Here is a 19,720-nt window from a genome sequence, read left to right on the forward strand (position 1 = left end):
CCTTGGGGGGTAGAGCACTGGATGGATGCGGGGGTCGCGAGATCTACCAATTCTAACCAAACTCCGAATACCCAAGAGTAATATCCGGCAGACAGACGGCGGGTGCTAAGGTCCGTCGTCAAAAGGGAAACAGCCCTGACCTACAGCTAAGGTCCCCAAGTCATCACTAAGTGGGAAAGCATGTGGGAATCCCAAAACAACCAGGAGGTTGGCTTAGAAGCAGCCATCCTTTAAAGAAAGCGTAACAGCTCACTGGTCTAAATAAGGGTTCCTGCGGCGAAAATGTAACGGGGCTCAAGTGATGCACCGAAGCTTAGGGTGTGTAGCAATACACGCGGTAGCGGAGCGTTCCGTAGGCTGATGAAGCGGTCTGGTAATGGGCCGTGGAGGTATCGGAAGTGCGAATGCTGACATGAGTAGCGATAAAGAGGGTGAGATGCCCTCTCGCCGAAATCCCAAGGGTTCCTGCTTAAAGCTAATCTGAGCAGGGTAAGCCGGCCCCTAAGACGAGCCCGAAGGGGGTAGTCGATGGGAACCACGTTAATATTCGTGGGCCTGGAGGTGTGTGACGGATCTCGTAAATTGTCTGGCCTTATTGGATTGGTCAGGCTTTGAAGAGGTTCCAGGAAATAGCCCCTCCATTATAGACCGTACCCTAAACCGACACAGGTGGGATGGTAGAGTATACCAAGGCGCTTGAGAGAAGTCTCCTGAAGGAACTCGGCAAATTGCCTCCGTACCTTCGGAAGAAGGAGGCCCCACATTTGGGCAACCATTTGTGGGGGGCACAGGCCAGGGGGTAGCGACTGTTTAGCAAAAACACAGGGCTCTGCTAAGTCGGCTTCAAGACGACGTATAGGGCCTGACGCCTGCCCGGTGCCTGAAGGTTAAGTGGAGGGGTGCAAGCTCCGAAATGAAGCCCAGGTAAACGGCGGCCGTAACTATAACGGTCCTAAGGTAGCGAAATTCCTTGTCGGGTAAGTTCCGACCTGCACGAATGGCGTAACGACTTCCCCACTGTCTCCAGGAGATGCTCAGCGAAATTGAATTCTCCGTGAAGATGCGGAGTACCCGCGGTTAGACGGAAAGACCCCGTGCACCTTTACTGCAGCTTCAGAGTGGCATTAGGAAAGAACTGTGTAGCATAGGTGGGAGGCTTTGAAGCACTGGCGCCAGCCGGTGTGGAGCCATAGGTGAAATACCACCCTGTTGTTTTCTGATGTCTAACCTCGATCCATGAAACTGGATCAGGGACCCTCTGTGGCGGGTAGTTTGACTGGGGCGGTCGCCTCCTAAAGAGTAACGGAGGCGCGCGATGGTAGGCTCAGGACGGTTGGAAACCGTCTGTTAGAGTGCAATGGCATAAGCCTGCCTGACTGCGAGACTGACGAGTCGAGCAGAGACGAAAGTCGGTCATAGTGATCCGGTGGTCCCGAGTGGAAGGGCCATCGCTCAACGGATAAAAGGTACGCCGGGGATAACAGGCTGATGATTCCCAAGAGCTCATATCGACGGAATCGTTTGGCACCTCGATGTCGGCTCATCACATCCTGGGGCTGGAGCAGGTCCCAAGGGTTTGGCTGTTCGCCAATTAAAGTGGTACGTGAGCTGGGTTCAGAACGTCGTGAGACAGTTTGGTCCCTATCTGCCGTGGGCGTCGAAATTTGAGAGGAGTTGACCCTAGTACGAGAGGACCGGGTTGAACATACCTCTGGTGTACCTGTCGTGGCGCCAGCCGCGCAGCAGGGTAGCTATGTATGGACGGGATAACCGCTGAAAGCATCTAAGCGGGAAGCCTCCCTCAAGATAAGATTTCACAGAGCCGTGGAAGACCACCACGTTGATAGATCGGATGTAGAAGCGCGGTAACGCGTGGAGCTAACCGATACTAATTGCTCTATTCGCACTTAAGAGTCCCTCCATCAACGACAAGCCTGAAAGGTTTGTCCGTGGATGACGGATGATTGATCAGACAGTATTGCACGGATATCGATTGAAACCCTTTTGACCTACGCCGGCTTCATTGCTTGGTGACCATGGCGTCAGTGACCCACCCGATCCCATCTCGAACTCGGCCGTGAAACCTGACAGCGCCGATGGTACTGTGGCTCAAGCCCCGGAAGAGTAGGACGTCGCCAGGCATTGTGGCCGGCGTAAGGTTGAAAGAAACCCATTCACAAAGTCAGGGCGGCGTTGGCCGCCCTTTGCCGTTTTGGCGATCCTGCCAGGGATCGCTGGACTGGTTGACGCGGGATGGAGCAGCCCGGTAGCTCGTCAGGCTCATAACCTGAAGGTCGCAGGTTCAAATCCTGCTCCCGCAACCAACAAAAAGCCCGCCAGGTCGATGACCCGGCGGGCTTTTTGCGTCCTGGCACGGCCTTTGTCCGGACCAATGGTTCGGGCGCAAGCAATCACGTCTCCGCCAGCCAGGCGCGGCAGAAGGTGTCGACCGCGGCATCGACGTCTTCCGCAAGGCGGCTGAGATCGCGGCTTTCGGGAAGGCTCAGCACCGCAAATTGATACAGCCCCGATTGGCAGAGGCCCGCGAACTGTTGCACCGCGCGCATCGGATCGCCTTTGCGAATCTCGCCGCGCGCCATCTTTTCGGCAACCCAGGCGGCGGCGCGCGCCTTGCCCCGACGCGGTCCACGATCATAGAATGTTTCGGCCAGATGCGGGAAGCGCTCGGCCTCGCCGACGACCAGCCGATAGAGAGACAGCAGCGGCGATGCCGTCAGCTTGGTCATCAATATCATGCCGAAGTTGCGGAGCACGTCGGCGACGGGCGCGTCGATCGGCAGGTCGACGGTCAGCGCATGGCCATGCCGTTCGACGATGTCATCGACTACCGCGGCGAAGAGATCCTCCTTCGAGGGGAAATAGGTCCAGAGCGTCGTTTTTGAGCCGCCGACCTTGCTGGCTATCGATGACATCGTCGTTCCCGCATAGCCGTTGGCGAAGAACAGCTCGCGCGCCGCTTCGACGAACGCCTTGCGGCGCGCCGCGGCGGCGGCGTCGCCAGCAGGCGTACTATCTGGTATCATTTCGATTGACAACGCATCCTCCAGAGTTCATTTGCGCATGATACCAGCTAGTATCGTTGGAAGCCATGCCTCGTTCGATTTTTATCACAACCGCCGTTTTCAGCCTGTTGGCGGGCTGCGCAAGCGTTCCCGACCTCGGCCCGAAGCCCGCCCCGACGGCGCCCGAGTCGCTGGCGTCGGACGTCACGCTGGCCGGAACCGGCGCGGCCTGGCCGGTCGAAGGCTGGTGGCGCGGCTTCGGCGATGCGCAGCTCGACGCGCTGGTGGCCGAGGGGCTCGCCGGGTCGCCCGACGTCGCCATCGCCGCGGCGCGCGTGCGCGCAGCCGAGGCGATGGCGCAGCAGGCGGGCGCCGCGCTGCTGCCGCGCGTCGGCGCCGACGCGAGCGCGGGCGGGGGCCAGCAAAGCCGCAACATGGGCATTCCGCCGCAGTTCGTTCCCGAGGGCGTGCAGGACACGGGGCATATCGCCGCGACCTTTGCCTTCGACCTCGACCTGTGGAGCAGGAACCGCGCCGCGCTCGCCGCCGCGACCTCCGAAGCCGAGGCCGCGCGCGTCGATGCGGCGCAGGCGCGGCTGATGCTGACGACCGCCATCGCATCGGCCTATGCCGATCTGGCGGGCTATTATCGCGCGCTCGACGTCGCCAGCGACGCGGTGCGCGTGCGCACGGCGAGCGCCGAGCTGTCGGGCCAACGCGCGCGCGCGGGTCTTGAAAACCAGGCGAGCCAGCGGCAGGCCGAAAGCCGCGCGGCGTCGGCGCGCGCCGATGTCGCCGCGCTCGACGAAGCGATCGCGACGACGCGCAACCGGATTGCCGCGCTCATCGGCGCCGGTCCCGACCGCGGACAAAGCATCACCCGGCCGCAGATGGCGCGACCGGCGCTGGACCTCCCGACCGGCGCCGGGATCGACCTGATCGGCCGCCGCCCCGACATCGTCGCGGCGCGGCTGCGCGCCGAGGCGGCGGCAAAGCGCATCGACGTCGCGCGCGCCGATTTTTACCCCAATATCAGCCTGTCGGCGCTCGTCGGGCTGCAATCGCTCGGCCTCTCCAACCTGTTCGACGCGGGGTCCGAATATGGCAATGGCGGCGCCGCGATCAGCCTGCCGATCTTTGAAGGCGGGCGGCTTTCGGGTCGCTATCGCGGCGCCCGCGCCGATTATGACACCGCCGTCGCCACCTATGACCGCACGCTGACCGGCGCGCTGCGCGACGTCGCCGACATCGTCGCGGGCCGCGCAGCGACGGCGCGCCAGCTCGCCGGGCGCCGCGAGGCGCTGGCGGCCGCCACCGAGGCATCGAAACTCGCCAGACTGCGCTATCGCGCGGGTCTTGCCAACCAGATTGAGCAGCTGACCGCCGAGGACAGCATGGTCACATTGAGCCGCGCGGTCGCCGAGCTGGAGGCGCGCGAACTGTCCCTCGACATCGCCCTGATCCGTGCGCTCGGCGGCGGGTATCAGGCACCCAACCCCACAGGAGACGAATGATGGCCGACGAAACGGCTGCGACCGAAACCGGCGCTCCCGAGATCACGCCCGAGGTCAATGGCGCGCGGCGCAAGAAGCTGCTCCGCATCCTTGCCCTCGTCGTGCTGGCGGCCGCGATCCTGTGGGGCGTCTGGTATTTTCTGACGCAGGCGGGGCGCGTTCACACCGACAATGCCTATGTCGGCGCCGATTCGGCGCAGGTCACCGCGCTCGTTTCGGGCCCGGTCAAAGAGGTGCGCGTCAGCGGCACGCAGGCGGTGAAGAAAGGCGACATCCTCGTCATCCTCGACGATGCCGACCAGCGCATTGCCGTTGCCGACGCCGAGGCGGCGCTGCGCCTCGCGCGCCAGCGTTACGGGCAGGCCGATGCGAATGCGGACGCTGCACGCGCGCGCGTCGCCGCGCGCGGCGCCGATGTCGCGCAGGCGCGCGCACGGCTGCGCGATGCCGAGGCGAGCGTCGAACGCGCACGCGCCGATCTGGCGCGGCGCGAGAGCATCGCAGGCACCGGCGCGGTGTCGGCCGAGGAGCTGACCGCGGCGCGCGCGGCGGTCAAGCAGGCGCAGGCGGCGCGCGACCTTGCCGCCGCGGCCATTGCCGCGGCCGAGGCGACGCGCGGATCGGCAAGCGGCGACCTCGGCGCCGCCGAGGCGGTGGTGCGCGGGACGACGGTGGACACGGCCCCTGAAGTGGCGGCGGCCGAAGCGCGGCTCGAAAAGGCGCGTCTCGACCTCGCGCGCACGGTCATCCGCGCGCCGGTCGACGGCATCGTCACCAATCGGCAGGTGCAGGTCGGCCAGCGGATCGCCGCGGGCGCGCCGATCATGGTGATCGTTCCGATCGCCACCGCCTATGTCGACGCCAATTTCAAGGAAAGCCAGTTCGGCGACATCCGCATCGGCCAGCCGGTCGAGCTGACGTCCGACTATTATGGCGGCGACGTCGTCTATCGCGGCAAGGTGGTCGGCATCGCCGGCGGTACGGGCGCGGCCTTTTCGTTGATCCCCGCGCAGAATGCGACGGGCAACTGGGTCAAGGTCGTCCAGCGCCTGCCGGTGCGCATCGCGCTCGATCCGAAGCAGCTGAAGGAGCATCCGCTGCGCGTCGGGCTGTCGATGGAAGCGACGATCGACACGCGGGGGAACTGAGATGCGCGTCCATCATCTCTCCTCCTCGTCATTGCGAGCGAAGCGAAGCAATCTCCAGCTAACGATCTGGATGGGCGCTCGCTGGAGATTGTCGCGTCGCCCCGGATCAAGTCCGGGGCTCCTCGCAATGACGACGCCTTTTTCGGGACTGATAGCCTGACATGGCCAGCGTTGCTGCCCCCACCGCCACGATCCCCGCCGAGCCGCAGCCGCTTTCGGGCGTGCGGCTGCTCGTCGCCGCCTTCGCGCTCGCGCTCGCCAATTTCGTCGTCGTGCTCGACACGACGATCGCCAATGTGTCGGTGCCGCATATCGCGGGCGGCCTCGCCGTGTCGCCGACGCAGGGGACGTGGGTGATCACCAGCTATGCGGTCGCCGACGCGATCAGCGTGCCGCTCACCGGCTGGCTTGCCTATCGTTTCGGCACGGTGCGCTGGTTTCTCTATTCGATTTTCGGTTTCGGGCTGTTTTCGCTGCTCTGCGGCGTCGCGCAGACGCTCGACGCGCTCGTCCTCTTCCGCATCCTCCAGGGCCTGTCGGGCGGGCCGCTGATGCCGCTGTCGCAGATATTGCTGCTGCGCATCTTTCCCAGGGAGAAGGCGGGTATCGCGCTCGCCATCTGGGCGATGACGACGACGACCGCGCCGATCCTCGGCCCCATCCTCGGCGGGCTGATCAGCGACAATTGGAGCTGGCACTGGATCTTCTTCATCAACCTGCCGGTCGTTGCGATCTGCGCCTTTGGCGTGGCGACGCTGCTGATGCCGTTCGAGACGCAGCGCGCGAAGGCGCCGATCGACGTCGTCGGGCTCATCCTGCTTGTCGTGTCGGTCGGCGCGTTCCAGATCATGCTCGACACGGGCCGCGAGCATGACTGGTTCGGGTCGGCGTGGATCGTCACGCTCGCGATTATCGCCGCAATCGGTTTCGCCGCTTTCGTCATCTGGGAACTCACCGACGCCAATCCGATCGTCAACCTGCGTATCTTTCGCTTCCGCGGTTTCACCTTTGGCACCATCGCGCTGTCGCTGGGGTTCGGCGCCTTTTTCGCGCAGGTTGTGCTCACCCCGCTGTGGCTGCAACAGGTCGCGGGCTATACCGCGACCGAGACGGGCTATGTCGTCGCCTGGCTCGGCTGTTTCGCGGTGCTGTTTTCGCCGATCGCGGCGGGAACGCTGGGCAAGCTCGACATCCGCCTGACGGTGAGCGCGGGCATATTGTGGATGGCGACGATGTCGGTGCTGCGCGCCGGCTGGAACGCCGATGTCGATTATTGGACGCTGGCGCTGCCGCATGTGTTGCAGGGCATGGGCATGCCCTTTTTCTTCGTCGGCCTGACCGCGCTGGTGCTGAGTTCGGTGCCGGTGAAGGATCAGACGTCGGCCGCGGGGCTGATGAGCTTCCTGCGCACGCTGAGCGGCGCGATCGGCACGGCGGTCGCGACGACCGCGTGGGACGAGGCGGGGCGGACGTCGCGGTCGGAGCTGGTCTCCTCGCTCAACGATCCGGGCGGCTTCACGGCCGCGCTCGAACGCGCGGGGCTGACGCTCGAACAGGCGCGCGCGCTGCTCGACCGGCTCGTCGAGGTGCAGGCGCTGACGCTCGGCGTGATCCACATCTTCCTCGCCGCAGCGGTGGTGTTCGTGATCGCCGCGGCGAGCGTCTGGATCGCGCCGCGCCCCAAGCAGGTGTCGATGGGCGCCGCGCACTGATCCTGCGCCGCAGGGCTTGGGTCGACGCTCCCGCCATGCTAGGCGCGCGACCATGTTGACGATCAACGGCCTTACCGTTCGCCTTGGCGGGCGCACCATCCTCGACCGCGCGACCGCGAGCCTGCCCGGCAAAAGCCGCACGGGCCTGATCGGCCGCAACGGCGCGGGCAAATCGACCCTGATGAAGGTGATGATCGGCCAGCTCGAAGCCGACGAGGGCGGCATCGAAATGCCGCGCAAGACGCGCGTCGGTTATATCGCGCAGGAGGCGCCGAGCGGCAGCGCGACGCCGTTCGAGACGGTGCTCGCCGCCGACATCGAACGCGCCGAGCTGCTCGCGGCGTCGGAGGTCGAGCGCGACCCGCACAAGCTCGGCGACATCCACGAACGGCTGATCGCGATCGATGCCTATACGGCGCCCGCGCGCGCCGCGCGCATCCTGATCGGATTAGGTTTCGACGAGGCGATGCAGGGACAGCCGCTCGACAGCTTCTCGGGCGGGTGGAAGATGCGCGTCGCGCTTGCCGCGCTGCTCTTCTCGAACCCGGACCTGCTGCTGCTCGACGAACCGTCGAACCACCTCGACCTCGAAGCGACGATGTGGCTTGAAAACTTCCTCAAATCCTATCCGGGCCAGCTCGTCGTGATCAGCCACGAGCGCGACCTCTTGAACAATGTCGTCGACCATATCCTGCATCTGGAGGGCGGGAAGGTCACGCTTTACCCCGGCGGCTATGATGATTTCGAGCGGCAGCGCGCCGAGCGCATCGCGCAGCTTGCGGCGGCGAAAGCGGCGCAGGACGCGCAGCGCGCCAAGCTCCAGGATTATGTGGCGCGCAACAGCGCGCGCGCCTCGACCGCCAAACAGGCGCAATCGCGCGCCAAGCAGCTCGCAAAGATGCAGCCGATCGCCGCGGTTGCCGAAGATCCCAGCCTTGTCTTCGATTTCCCCAGCCCCGACGCGCTGAAGCCGCCGCTCATCACGCTCGACCTCGCGAGCGTCGGCTATGCGCCGGGCGAACCGATCCTGACGCGGCTCAACCTGCGCATCGATCCCGACGACCGCATCGCGCTGCTCGGCCGCAACGGAAATGGCAAGACGACGCTCGCGCGCCTGCTCGCGGCGCAGCTCGCGCCGATGGACGGCGCGATGGCGGCGTCGGGCAAGATGCGCGTCGGTTATTTCACCCAATATCAGGTCGAGGAACTCGACGGCGGCGACACGCCGCTGGGCCATATGACGCGCGTGATGGCGGGCAAGACGCCGGGCGCGGTGCGCGCGCAACTGGGGCGGTTCGGCTTCACCGGCAACAAGGCGACGACCGAGGTGGGTAAGCTGTCGGGCGGCGAACGCGCGCGGCTGGCGCTCGCGCTCATCACGCGCGACGCGCCGCATCTGCTCATCCTCGACGAGCCGACCAACCACCTCGACGTCGATGCGCGCGAGGCGCTTGTGCAGGCGCTCAACGGCTTCGACGGCGCGGTGCTGATCGTCAGCCACGACCGCCACATGCTCGAACTCACCGCCGACCGGCTGGTGCTCGTCGATGGCGGGACGGCGCGCGAATTCGACGGCAGCATGGACGATTATGTCGCCTTCATTCTGGGCAAAGCGGCGGCGAACGACGATGCGAAGCCCGCCGCAAAGCCCAGGGATGCGAAAGCCGCGCGGCAGGAAGCGGCAAAGGCGCGCGAGGCGCAGGCGGCGCTGCGCAAGAGCGCGAAGGAGCTGGAGGCCAGGGCTGGAAAGCTTGCGCAGCAGATCAGCGCGATCGACCGCGCGATGTTCGACCCCGCCAGCGCCGAACCCGCGCTCGCGAAACTGACGATGGGCGACCTCGCGCAGCGCCGCGGCAGGCTGGCGGCCGAGCTGGAGGCGGCCGAGGCGGCGTGGATGGACGCGCTGGAGGCGATCGAGACGACGGCGGCTTGATAGCCCCTCCCCTTCAGGGGAGGGGTTGGGGTGGGGTCCATCGGCCTTGCGCAAGGCCGATGGACCCCACCCGCTGCGACTAGCGAACAAGTTCGCAAGTCTCGCTGCCCTCCCCTGAAGGGGAGGGCGTCACCGCCACATTGACTCGCCTGCCCAAATCCCTCATAATAGTTTCAATTGAAACCATATGAGGGAATGACCATGGCCGACCTGTTCGAAAACCCACTGGGCCTCGACGGCTTCGAGTTCGTCGAGTTTTCGGCGCCCGAAAAGGGCATTCTCGAACCCGTGTTCGAACGCATGGGCTTTACCCGGATCGCGCGGCACCGCTCGAAGGACGTGCAATTGTGGCGCCAGGGCGACATCAACCTGATCGCCAACTACGAGCCCCGCTCGCCTGCCGCCTATTTCGCCGCCGAGCATGGCCCGTCGGCGTGCGGGATGGGGTGGCGTTGCCGCGACGCGGCCATGGCCTATGCCGAGGCCATCGAGCGCGGCGCCGAGCCGGTCGAAACCACGCCCGGCCCGATGGAACTCCGCCTCCCCGCGATCCGCGGCATCGGCGGCTCGATCATCTACCTCATCGACCGCTATGGCGACGACCTCAGCATCTATGACATCGACTTCGTGTACGAGGAGGGCGTCGATCGCCATCCGGTCGGCGCGGGGCTGAAGCTGATCGATCACCTCACCCACAATGTCTATGGCGGCCGCATGGCGCATTGGGCCGCCTTCTACGAGCGGATCGCGGGTTTCCGCGAAATACGCTATTTCGACATCAAGGGTGAATATACCGGGCTGACGTCAAAGGCGATGACCGCCCCCGACGGCAAGATCCGCATTCCCCTGAACGAAGAAGGCGCGGGCGGCGGCGGCCAGATCGAGGAATATCTGCGCGCCTATAATGGCGAGGGCATCCAGCACATCGCCTTTGCCTGCGACGATCTCTATGCCGCGTGGGACAAGCTGAAGGCGCTCGGCAACCCGTTCGCGCCGTCGCCGCCCGACACCTATTATGAGCTGCTCGCCGAACGTCTGCCCGGCCATGGCGAGCCGGTCGACGAACTGAAATCGCGCGGCATATTGCTCGACGGTTCGACCACCGAGGGCGACCCGCGCCTGCTGCTCCAGATTTTCGGCCAGACCGTCATCGGCCCGGTCTTTTTCGAGTTCATCCAGCGCAAGAAGGACGAAGGGTTCGGCGAGGGCAATTTCACCGCGCTGTTCAAGTCGATGGAGCTCGACCAGATCCGCCGCGGTGCGCTCAACGTCGAAGCGGAACCCGCCGAATGACCAGCCCGATCAAATTGGGCGGCGTCCACCACGCCGCTTATCGCTGCAAGGACGCGAAGGAAACGGTCGAATGGTATGAGGCCATGCTCGGCATGACCTACACCACCGCCTTTGCCGAGGATCATGTGCCGTCGACCGGCGAATATGACCCTTATATGCACGTCTTTCTCGACGCCGGGAACGGCAACATCCTCGCCTTTTTCGAGCTGCCCAACCAGCCCGACATGGGGCGCGACGAGAATACGCCCAAATGGGTGCAGCATCTGGCGTTCAAGGTCGGCAGTTATGACGAGCTGACCCAGGCGAAGGCGCATCTGGAAGCGAATGGCGTCGACGTGCTCGGCCCGACGCACCATGGCATTTTCAAGTCGATCTATTTTTTCGACCCCAACGGCCACCGCATCGAGCTGGCGTGCGACATCGGCACCGAGGACCAATATGCCGAACTGAGACGGGTAGCGCCGCTGATGCTCGAGGAATGGAGCCGGACCAAAAAGGCGCCGCGCCACGCCGACTGGCTGCACCAGGCGGCGAACGAATAGCGCCAAAGGCCGGAAATAATGCGCCGGGACCGCCGCAGGGCGATCCCGGCACTGCTCCCGCAAGGGACGAGGGGAGCATGGGGGAGCGATAGCGTCCGCGCGCGAAGCGGCCGCCGGATCGTCAGCGCCTGACGATGGTGATGGTCGCCGCGGCGGCGACCTGTATCCCGGCCTGCCGCGCCGCAATCAACTCGCGTCCGGCTTCGCGCCCGTCGGTCAGGGCGGTGTCATAGCACCGCTCGGCCGATATCTTGCGAACCAGCGATTCGGGATCGGGTCGCACGTCGCACACCGACCGGGCGGCGGCGCGAAGCCGACGGTCGAGGCGGGCGAGACCGCTTTTCGACTCGAGGTTGAGGTCGGCGACCTGGACGATCACCGATCGCGAGTCGCTCCACGGCGCCGTCGCGACGATCGGTTCGGCGGCGACGGGCGGCGCGACCAGCGCCAATATCGGCAAGGTGACGAAAATCTTCATGAAACTCCTCCTTCATGCCTCCGCCAGCCGCAATGCGGCGGCTGTGGACGTTGCGAAGGCTTAGCCGGAGGACGTTCCTGCCGCCGTCAAAGGCGCGTCAAAGGCGAATTAAAAATACGTGAAATGCCAGAATGATGAAATTATGCGTTCGTTGATGCGTCAAATCGGTGCTATTCAGCCGCGGGGATAAAAGATCAGGGTGCGCAGATCCCCATGTCAGGAGGCTGCGCCGTGCACGCGATATTCGCGACGAGTACGCGGGGATCGACATGTCCGCCACCCACGCTTCGGCTGCTGGGGGATTTCGCGGTCGATCCCGCCCTGCTTGCGCCGCATGGCCGAAAGGCCAGAGCGCTTCTCGCGCGCCTCGCCCTGGCCGACGGCCCGCTGTCGCGCGACCGGCTTAGCGCGCTGCTGTGGAGCCATCGCGCCGAGCCTCAGGCGCACGCCAGCCTGCGCCAGTGTCTGATGGAACTGAAAGCCTGGACGCGTGCCTCGCCGCCGCTGCTCCATGCCGACCGCGAGGCGATCGCGATCGACCATGCGCATGTCGCTGACGATGTCTCCCTGTTGCTTTCGGCTTGCGCGCGCGATGATGCCGACGCGGTGCTGCGCTGGCTGCCCGCCGACGAGGCGCCGCTGCTCGCCGACCTCGACGGGGTCGACGAAGCCTTTGACGACTGGCTGGCTGCCGAACGGGCGCGCAACACCGAACTGGTCGTCCGTGAGGTGCTGGCGATGGCGGAACGGTTGCTGGCCGCCGGCGAGGTCGACCGGTCGCTGCGCGTCGCCGACCGGATGACCCGATTCGATCCGTGCAGCGAACATGCCGCCCGTCTGGTCATGCAGGCGCGCTGGCAGTCGGGGGATGATGACGGGGTGCGCCATGCGTGGCACAGGCTCGAGGATGCCGTGGCGCGCGGCCTCGACGGGCGCCCTTCGCCGGAAACGGCCAGGCTGTATCATCGGTTGATGGCCGAAACATCGCGGCTGCCCGGTCGCGGCGCAGCCTGGTCGCTCGTCGCCAGGCCGCCCGACCGGCGCGTGCGCCGCGTCGCGGCGGTCGTGGCGGCGATGATCGCCTTTGGCCTGACGAGCGCGGACGCGCCGCGAAAGGGGGGCGGCGCTTCGGGCGCGATGACGCCGACGGTGCGGATCGACCCGGTCGTTTCGCGCAACCATGGCACGATCGAACGTGGTTTCGCCGACGCGCTGGCCGGCGATTTCGTTCGGCTGGCCAATGCGTCGGGCGGCCTCGTCCGCATTCTCGATGGACAGGCCAGGGGTGGTGGCGACTTCATCGTCCGCGTCGCGATCAATCGCGATGCCGACGCCTTGACGAGCGAATCGCGCGTGGTCGACGCGCGGAGCGGCGCGATTCTCTGGTCCAATCAGCTTTCGGGGTCGCCCCGCGACCTGACGCGCCTGCGCGAGCGGACGGCGGTTTCGGTTGCGGCGGTGATTGATTGCGCGTTGCGTCTCAACGACGGCCGGGCCGCGCTTGCCGCCGATGCCGACCGGCGCGCGCAAGTGTTTGCGATCTGCGACGCGCACGACGATCAGGACGGCGCGCGCGCCGTCGCCCTGCTCGAACGCTTTGCAGCGCGCTGGCCGGGCGACGGGGTCGCCCTTGGCCAGCTCGCCCTGGCCCGTGCGAAGCGCATATTCGGTGAGGCGGAAACAGCCGATCAGGAAACCCACCGCCAGCTCGCGATCCGCGCCGCGCGCCGCGCGCTGGCGACCGACCCTGCCAATGTCTATGCGATGGTGGCGCTGTCGCAGTCGGGGCGACGCGAACGCTATATGGTCGACGGCCTTCCGATGCTGAAACGGGCGCTCGCGGTCGATCCCCGATTCTCGACCGCGCTGATGCTCCAGGCGACGGGCCTGTTCCAGGCCGGTTATGTCGCGGCCAGCGTCCGGCCGTCGATCGACGCGGCGAATGCCGATCCCACCTCGATCTTCAAGGCGCTCGCGGTCGTCCGGCGGCTGGCCGCGGCGGGACGGCTGGCGGAAGCCTGGGATCGTCTCGACGCGATCGCCGCCATATGGCCGGACCATCCGGATCTCGTTGAGCATCGCTATCGGCTGATGCTCGAACAGCCCGATCCGGTCCGCGCCGCAGCGCTTGTCGCAGCCACGGACCCCGACGAACAATGGCAGTTCGATCGGTTCATTCTGACGCATATCGCGACGGGCAGCCATGACAGCGCCGCGCTCGATGCCGCGGCCGAGATCGAGTATTCGCGATTCCCCGCTGTCGCCTATCAGCTGGCGGCGCATTACACGCGGCTCGGCGACATTCGCCGCGCGCTGATCTGGCTCGACCGGGCGCCGGTTCGACAGACCAGCGGCCAATGGTCACTGCTCTATTGGCCGTCGGTCGCGCCGCTCCGCCGCGAACCGCGCTTCTTTGCCAAGATGGCGCGGCTTGGCCTCGTCGATTACTGGCGGCGCGAGAATCGCTGGCCCGACTTCTGTCGCGAACCGGGTCTGCGCTACGATTGTCGGCGCGAAGCGGCCCGGCTGGTCGACGCTGCGCGGTCGATCAATGCCGGAAGTGCCGCATCCCGGTGAACAGCATCGCGAGTCCCGCATCATTCGCCGCCGCGATCACTTCGTCGTCGCGGATCGAGCCGCCCGGCTGGATCACGCAGGTCGCACCCGCCTCGACCGCGGCGAGCAGCCCGTCGGCGAAGGGGAAGAAGGCGTCGCTGGCCACCGCGCTGCCGACGGTGCGCGGGCTTGCCCAGCCGTGGCTCTCGGCCGCCTCGCGCGCCTTTGCCGCGGCGATCCGCGCGCTGTCGCGGCGGTTCATCTGCCCGGCGCCAATGCCCGCGGTCGCGCCGCCCCTGGCATAGACGATCGCGTTCGATTTCACATGCTTGGCGACGGTCCAGGCGAACAGCGCGTCGGCCAGTTCTTCCCCGGTCGGCGCGCGGTCGGTCACGACCTTGAGGTCGGCGCGCGTGATGCGGCCATTGTCGCGGCTCTGCGCCAGCCAGCCGCCCGCGATCGTCTTCATCATCAACCCGCCGCGCGCCGGGTCGGGCAATTCGCCCGTCAGCAGCAGGCGGAGGTTCTTCTTCTTCGCGAAGATCGCGCGCGCGTCGGCGTCGGCGTCGGGGGCGCAGACGACTTCGGTGAAGATCGCGCTGATCGCCTCGGCCGTCGCCCCGTCGAGCGGCCGGTTGACCGCGATGATCCCGCCGAACGCCGATACATCGTCGCATTTCAGCGCCGCGTCATAGGCTTCGGTCAGGCTGGCGGCGGTGGCGACGCCGCACGGATTGGCGTGCTTGACGATCACGCATGTCGGATCGGCGTCGCGAAACTCGGCGACGAGTTCGAGCGCGGCGTCGGCGTCGTTGATATTGTTATAGCTGAGCTCCTTGCCCTGCACCTGCTCAGCCTGCGCAACGCCGCGCGCCGACGGCCCGGCGGGGAGGTAGAGCGCGGCCTTCTGGTGCGGATTTTCGCCATAGCGAAGCTCGCTATCGAGCTTCGCGGTCAGCGGCAGCGTGTCGGGGAAGAGTTTGCCCTGGTCGGCAAAGGCGAACCAGCTTGCGATCATCCCGTCATAGGTCGCGGTGTGGGCAAAGGCGGTCGCGGCGAGCCGCTTGCGCAGGTTCAGCGTCGTCGCGCCGCCGTTGGCGTCCATCTCTTCGATCACCGCGCCATAATCCTGCGGTTCGGTGACGATGCCGACGAATGCGTGGTTCTTGGCCGCCGAGCGCACCATCGCGGGGCCGCCGATGTCGATATTCTCGATGACCTCGTCGCGCGCGGCGCCCTTCGCGACGGTCGCGGCGAAGGGGTAAAGGTTGACGACGACGAGGTCGATTGCGCCAATCCCATGTGCGTCCATCGCCGCGACATGCGCCGCATCGTCGCGCACCGCCAGAATGCCGCCATGGACGGTCGGGTGCAGCGTCTTGACGCGGCCGTCCATCATCTCGGGAAAGCCGGTCAGGTCGGCGACATCGCGGACATTATGCCCGGCGTCGCGCAGCGCCTTCGCCGTGCCGCCGGTCGATACCAGCTCGACCCCATGGCGGACGAGCGCGGCGGCAAGCTCGGCGAGTCCGGCCTTGTCGCTGACGGACAAGAGCGCGCGGCGGACAGGAATCAGGTCGGTCATTTGGGAGGTGCCTAAGATAGCGTGGGAAGGACGCGGTTCCCCTAGGCGCCCGACGGCTTTTGAGCAACCGTTTGAAGGTTCACGCGGAGACGCGGAGGCGCGGAGAAGAAGAATATCAGAGGCGCAGAGAACGCAGAGAGGAAAATGGGCGAAGCCGCCAATCTCTGTTTCCTCCGCGTCTCCGCGTCTCCGCGTGAACCGATTTTCTCTGCGATCTCTGCGATCTCTGCGCGCTCTGCGCGAATCCTTTACAGCCCCAGCGCCGCCGCGATCCGGTCCCAGCGCACCAGTTTGAAGTTCTGCGCCCTGGGCGCGTTGTCGCCGTCCTGCGCGATGAAGATGCCGTCGGGATAGGCGGGGCCGAAATGGCCCGCGACCGCCTCGATCCCGTCGGTTTCGCTCGTCGCGCCGAACGCGCCCGCAGCCACCGCGAATCGACCGACATATTCGACCGACGGCAGGCGAAACACCGCATAGGCATTGTCGCCCTGGCTCGACGCGATCAGATAGCGCTGGCCCTTGTGGTCGATCGTCGCCAGCCCTTCGAGATCGGCGACGAGCCGCTGGTTATCGATCGGCGCCACCAGGCGCGCCGCCGCGCCCCGGCCCTGTTGCTTCAATTCCCACAGTCCGCCGACCTCTTCGCCGACATAGAGCGTGTCGCCGTCGAAGACGCAGCCTTCGGACTGGGTCGCGATCTTGTGCTCCCACTCGATGCTGAAGGTCGGGGCGCCGCCCGCGGGCACCCCCACTGTGCCGACGCGCACCGTGCCATCCTTGACGATCAGCGCCGCGGTGATCGGCTCGCCCGGCGCGCTTTTCCTGACGCACAGGCCATAGGCTTCGCCCGGTCCCGCCGCCGCGCGGCCGAGCGCGGTGATTGCGGGCGTCGCGCCGTCGAGGCGAAAGATCGCGAGATGCGCGTTGACGCCGTCGTTGCGGTCGCTCGCGACGATGATGTCGCCCGCCACGTCGACATTATTGACCAGTCCGGCCCTGATGAAGGCGACATCCTTGCCGGCGAGGTCATAGACGTGCAGCCCCGCCTTCTTGTCGGTCGCGATAATCAGCGCGCGGCCGGGGTTGGCGGGATCGACCCAGACCGCCGGATCGTCGGCGGCATCGGCGCGGCCCGTGCCGACCGGCTGCGTCTCGCCGCTCGCCGTCACCTGCACCGGCGGCAGGCCGGTGATGACCGGGCCGCTCGCGGCGCATCCGGCAAGCAGCGAAGCAAAGGCGAACGAAGTCAACGGCTTCGCCTGGCGGATGGCGGTCATGGTGGTTCCCCTCGTCACATCGGCGTCGGATCGGCGCAGCTCCGCGCCCGGTCGCGTCCCCTTTCAGCAAAGCGCGCCCGCGTCAATTGCACAATATTTCCGTCACTTAACTGTCGTCAAAATGTCATTTGACTCGCCGCAAACTGTCACACGCCGCCCCTAGACGCCCGGCAACCACAAGGGGGGTCTCGTCAAAATGATTCGAACTTTCAGCCTGCGTTCCACCGCCGCTCTCGCCATCGTCGCCGCGCTTGCCGCCGCCCCCGCGGCCGCGCAACAGACGCCCGCCGACACCGCGCCGATCCAGCGCGACGATAGCGAAATCACGACCTCGCAGGACATCGTCGTGCTCGGCAGCGTCGGCTATCGCAACCGCAGCGACGCGGCCGAGCCCATCCTCTCCTATGACAGCGAATTTTTCCAGCGCTTCGAGCCGCTGACCGCGGGCGACGCGCTGAAGCGTGTGCCGTCCGTCACCTTTCTGTCGGACGTCATCGAAAGCGACGGCGCGCGGCTGCGCGGCCTGCCGCCGGGCTATACGCAGATCCTCATCAACGGCGAGCGCGTGCCCGGCAATGCGTCGGACCGCAGCTTCTTCCTCGACCGCATCCCCGCCGAACTGATCGACCGCGTCGAGATCGTCCGCTCCTCGTCGGCGCGCCGCACCGGCGACGCGGTGGCGGGCACGATCAATATCGAATTGCGCGACGGCTATGAGCTCGATGGCGGCTATGTCCGCGCGGGCGCGCTCTATTATGACGACGAGGAACTCGAGCCGAGCCTCGGCTTCGTCTATGGCGGCCAGGTCGGGCCGGGCCGCCTGCTGATCGGCCTCAACTTTCAGGGGCGCCACAATCCCAAGAAGAAATTCTCGCTCCGCTATGGCGATTCGCCGGAGAATGATCCCGATTTCGCCACCAGCGAGTTCGACAATCGCAAGGATCAGACCGATACGCGCGACGGCAAGGATTATTCGGCGAACGCGAGCTACGAGATCGACGGCGAGACGACCGATTTTCGCCTGAGCGGCTTCTTCGTCCGCACCGACCGTTTCGAGAGCGAGCGCAGCTTTGAATATGACGATCCGGTCGCGGTGAACGGACCGCTGCCGACGGGCAATCTGCTCAGCGACAATGCCAACGACAATGACATCGACCAGCAGAATTACAGCATCGACGCCAAGCTGTCGCACCAATGGTCGCTCGGCAAGACGACGCTGCGCGTCGGTTTCGCGCGCTTCGACGACGAACAGAGCGAAAGCGAATATCAGATCGAGTTCAACGACGAGGGCGACGATCCCGAGTTCGAGCAGGAGTTTTTCACCACCGACATCGCCGACAAGGAGTTTTCGGTGAAGCTCGACCATGCGTTCGAGCTGGGCGGCGATACGCAGCTGATCGTCGGCGGCCTGTATCAGGACAAGGATCGCCGCACCGCGATTCTGGAAACCGACGATGACGCCGAGTTTCCGGGGCTGGAGGACAGCTACGACCAGTTCCGCAACAATCCGGCCGAGCTTGTGGCTCCGTTCGGCGAGCTCGAACCCGCCGACGGCGGGGTGAACAGCATCGAGGAGCGCCGCCTCGACGCTTTCGCGCTGGTGCAGGGCAAGTCGGGCGGGCTGACGTGGGAGGCGGGCATCCGTTACGAAACGACGCGCTTCGACATCACCGACTTCACCGAAGCCGCCGCGGTGCCGACACAGCGCAACGAATATGAAAAATGGCTGCCGTCGGCGTCGATCAAGTTCGACCTGACCCCGCGCGACCGCATCACCGCGTCGGTCGCGCGCACCAACCGCCGCCCCGATTTCAACTTCATCTCGCCCGCGCTGCTCGAAGAGGAAGTCGGCGACAGCGACCTGCTCGGCAATCCGCAACTCGGCCCCGAAACGGCGTGGGGTTTCGACCTCGGCTATGAGCGCCGCATCGGCCGCACAGGGGTCGTCGGGATCAACGCCTTCTACCGCGACGTGACCGACCTCATCGAGCTGACCAACACCGGCGAAGAGGGATCGGAAGGCGAGGGCACCTTTGTCTACCAGCCGCAGAATGTCGGCGATGGCAAGGTGTGGGGCGTCGAGTTCGACCTGTCGACCGACCTCGCTTTCCTCGGCCTGCCCGACACCGGCATCTTCGGCAATATCTCGTGGCTCGACAGCGAGATCACCGATTTTGCGGGCAAGCGCCGCTTCAACGGCCAGTCGGACTATGTCTACAATATCGGCTTCATTCAGGACATTCCGAGCTGGGGCGTCGCCTTTGGCGCGACGCACCGCAAGCAGGGCGCGGCCTATGACCGCGTCATCAGCGAGGAAGTCCGCACCACCTATGGCGCCGACCTGGAAATCTTCGTCGAAAAGCGGATCGGCAGCAATTTCACCATCCGTGCGGTCGGCTCGAACCTTCTGAACGGCGCCAAGCGCGAGGTGTTCAACAAGTTCGACAATCTCGAAGACCAGCAGACACGCGATTTCGACGAATATGAGCTCGAAAGCGAAAAGGCGGGTCCGGTGTTCCAGCTGATGGCGCGCTACGCCTTTTAGGCTCGGCGGCCGGCGCTCGGTCCCTTGGGCGCCGGCTGTTGACCCATGTGTGTCGGGCGTCGGTCTTGGGGTGGTAAGCCGTCAGCCCGACACCTCACCTCGTCATCCCGGACT

12 protein-coding genes, 1 tRNA gene and 2 rRNA genes (1 of these 15 only partly in view) are annotated in these 19,720 nt (G+C 65.7%); 11 read left to right on the forward strand and 4 right to left on the reverse strand.

Annotated features, from left to right (window positions below):
• The 3 genes from SPYCA_RS17100 to SPYCA_RS17110 all read left to right on the forward strand — a co-directional run.
• A 23S ribosomal RNA gene (locus SPYCA_RS17100) occupies window positions 1-1,911 on the forward strand (it extends 880 nt beyond the left edge of the window).
• Window positions 1,912-2,026: 115 nt separating this feature from the next.
• Window positions 2,027-2,141 (forward strand): 5S ribosomal RNA (rrf, locus tag SPYCA_RS17105).
• A 106-nt stretch (window positions 2,142-2,247) separates the two neighbouring features.
• Window positions 2,248-2,324 (forward strand) — tRNA-Met (locus SPYCA_RS17110).
• A gap of 87 nt (window positions 2,325-2,411) precedes the next feature.
• On the opposite strand, the gene SPYCA_RS17115 is transcribed toward SPYCA_RS17110, so the two are convergent.
• Window positions 2,412-3,044: a TetR/AcrR family transcriptional regulator gene (locus SPYCA_RS17115; protein WP_232003394.1), complete on the reverse strand. Its 633-nt coding sequence runs from the start codon at window positions 3,042-3,044 to the stop codon at window positions 2,412-2,414.
• Window positions 3,045-3,109: 65 nt separating this feature from the next.
• Between SPYCA_RS17115 and SPYCA_RS17120 the strand changes: the two genes are divergently transcribed.
• The 6 genes from SPYCA_RS17120 to SPYCA_RS17145 all read left to right on the forward strand — a co-directional run bounded on the left by SPYCA_RS17120 (window position 3,110) and on the right by SPYCA_RS17145 (window position 11,165).
• Window positions 3,110-4,537, forward strand: a complete 1,428-nt coding sequence (locus SPYCA_RS17120) for an efflux transporter outer membrane subunit (RefSeq protein WP_120221923.1) — start codon at window positions 3,110-3,112, stop codon at window positions 4,535-4,537.
• Complete coding sequence (locus SPYCA_RS17125; protein ID WP_120221924.1) at window positions 4,537-5,685, forward strand: HlyD family secretion protein; 1,149 nt, start codon at window positions 4,537-4,539, stop codon at window positions 5,683-5,685. Before SPYCA_RS17120 ends, SPYCA_RS17125 begins: the two co-directional genes overlap by 1 nt.
• A 161-nt stretch (window positions 5,686-5,846) precedes the next feature.
• Complete coding sequence (locus SPYCA_RS17130; RefSeq protein WP_120221925.1) at window positions 5,847-7,397, forward strand: DHA2 family efflux MFS transporter permease subunit; 1,551 nt, start codon at window positions 5,847-5,849, stop codon at window positions 7,395-7,397.
• 52 nt (window positions 7,398-7,449) lie between these two features.
• Window positions 7,450-9,330: an ABC-F family ATP-binding cassette domain-containing protein gene (locus tag SPYCA_RS17135; protein ID WP_120221926.1), complete on the forward strand. Its 1,881-nt coding sequence runs from the start codon at window positions 7,450-7,452 to the stop codon at window positions 9,328-9,330.
• Between the two features lie 201 nt (window positions 9,331-9,531).
• Complete coding sequence (gene hppD / locus SPYCA_RS17140; protein ID WP_120221927.1) at window positions 9,532-10,623, forward strand: 4-hydroxyphenylpyruvate dioxygenase; 1,092 nt, start codon at window positions 9,532-9,534, stop codon at window positions 10,621-10,623.
• A complete protein-coding gene (locus SPYCA_RS17145; RefSeq protein WP_120221928.1) occupies window positions 10,620-11,165 on the forward strand; it encodes a VOC family protein in 546 nt (181 codons plus the stop codon). Before hppD ends, SPYCA_RS17145 begins: the two co-directional genes overlap by 4 nt.
• A gap of 121 nt (window positions 11,166-11,286) precedes the next feature.
• Here the strand turns inward: SPYCA_RS17145 and SPYCA_RS17150 are convergent, their stop codons facing one another.
• Window positions 11,287-11,643 (reverse strand): UrcA family protein, encoded by a 357-nt coding sequence (locus SPYCA_RS17150; RefSeq protein ID WP_120221929.1) that lies wholly within the window; start codon window positions 11,641-11,643, stop codon window positions 11,287-11,289.
• Between the two features lie 231 nt (window positions 11,644-11,874).
• Here SPYCA_RS17150 and SPYCA_RS17155 point away from each other — a divergent pair, with 231 nt between their 5' ends.
• On the forward strand, window positions 11,875-14,220 hold the full coding sequence (locus SPYCA_RS17155; RefSeq protein WP_172595121.1) for a BTAD domain-containing putative transcriptional regulator: 2,346 nt from the start codon (window positions 11,875-11,877) through the stop codon (window positions 14,218-14,220).
• Here SPYCA_RS17155 and purH read toward each other — a convergent pair.
• Window positions 14,192-15,784, reverse strand: coding sequence for a bifunctional phosphoribosylaminoimidazolecarboxamide formyltransferase/IMP cyclohydrolase (purH, locus tag SPYCA_RS17160; protein WP_120221931.1), 1,593 nt, complete (start codon window positions 15,782-15,784; stop codon window positions 14,192-14,194). The two genes, SPYCA_RS17155 and purH, sit on opposite strands and share 29 nt — an antisense overlap.
• Window positions 15,785-16,032: 248 nt before the next feature.
• Window positions 16,033-17,061 carry a phytase gene (locus SPYCA_RS17165; protein WP_120221932.1) on the reverse strand — a complete coding sequence of 343 codons (1,029 nt, stop codon included), beginning with the start codon at window positions 17,059-17,061 and terminating at the stop codon, window positions 16,033-16,035.
• 196 nt (window positions 17,062-17,257) lie between these two features.
• Between SPYCA_RS17165 and SPYCA_RS17170 the strand changes: the two genes are divergently transcribed.
• Entirely contained in the window at window positions 17,258-19,606 is a 2,349-nt protein-coding gene (locus tag SPYCA_RS17170; RefSeq protein WP_120221933.1) for a TonB-dependent receptor plug domain-containing protein, read from the forward strand.
• Window positions 19,607-19,720: the final 114 nt, after the last annotated feature.

Origin of the sequence: Sphingopyxis sp. FD7 (assembly GCF_003609835.1) — a bacterium.
Taxonomy (GTDB): Bacteria; Pseudomonadota; Alphaproteobacteria; order Sphingomonadales; family Sphingomonadaceae; genus Sphingopyxis.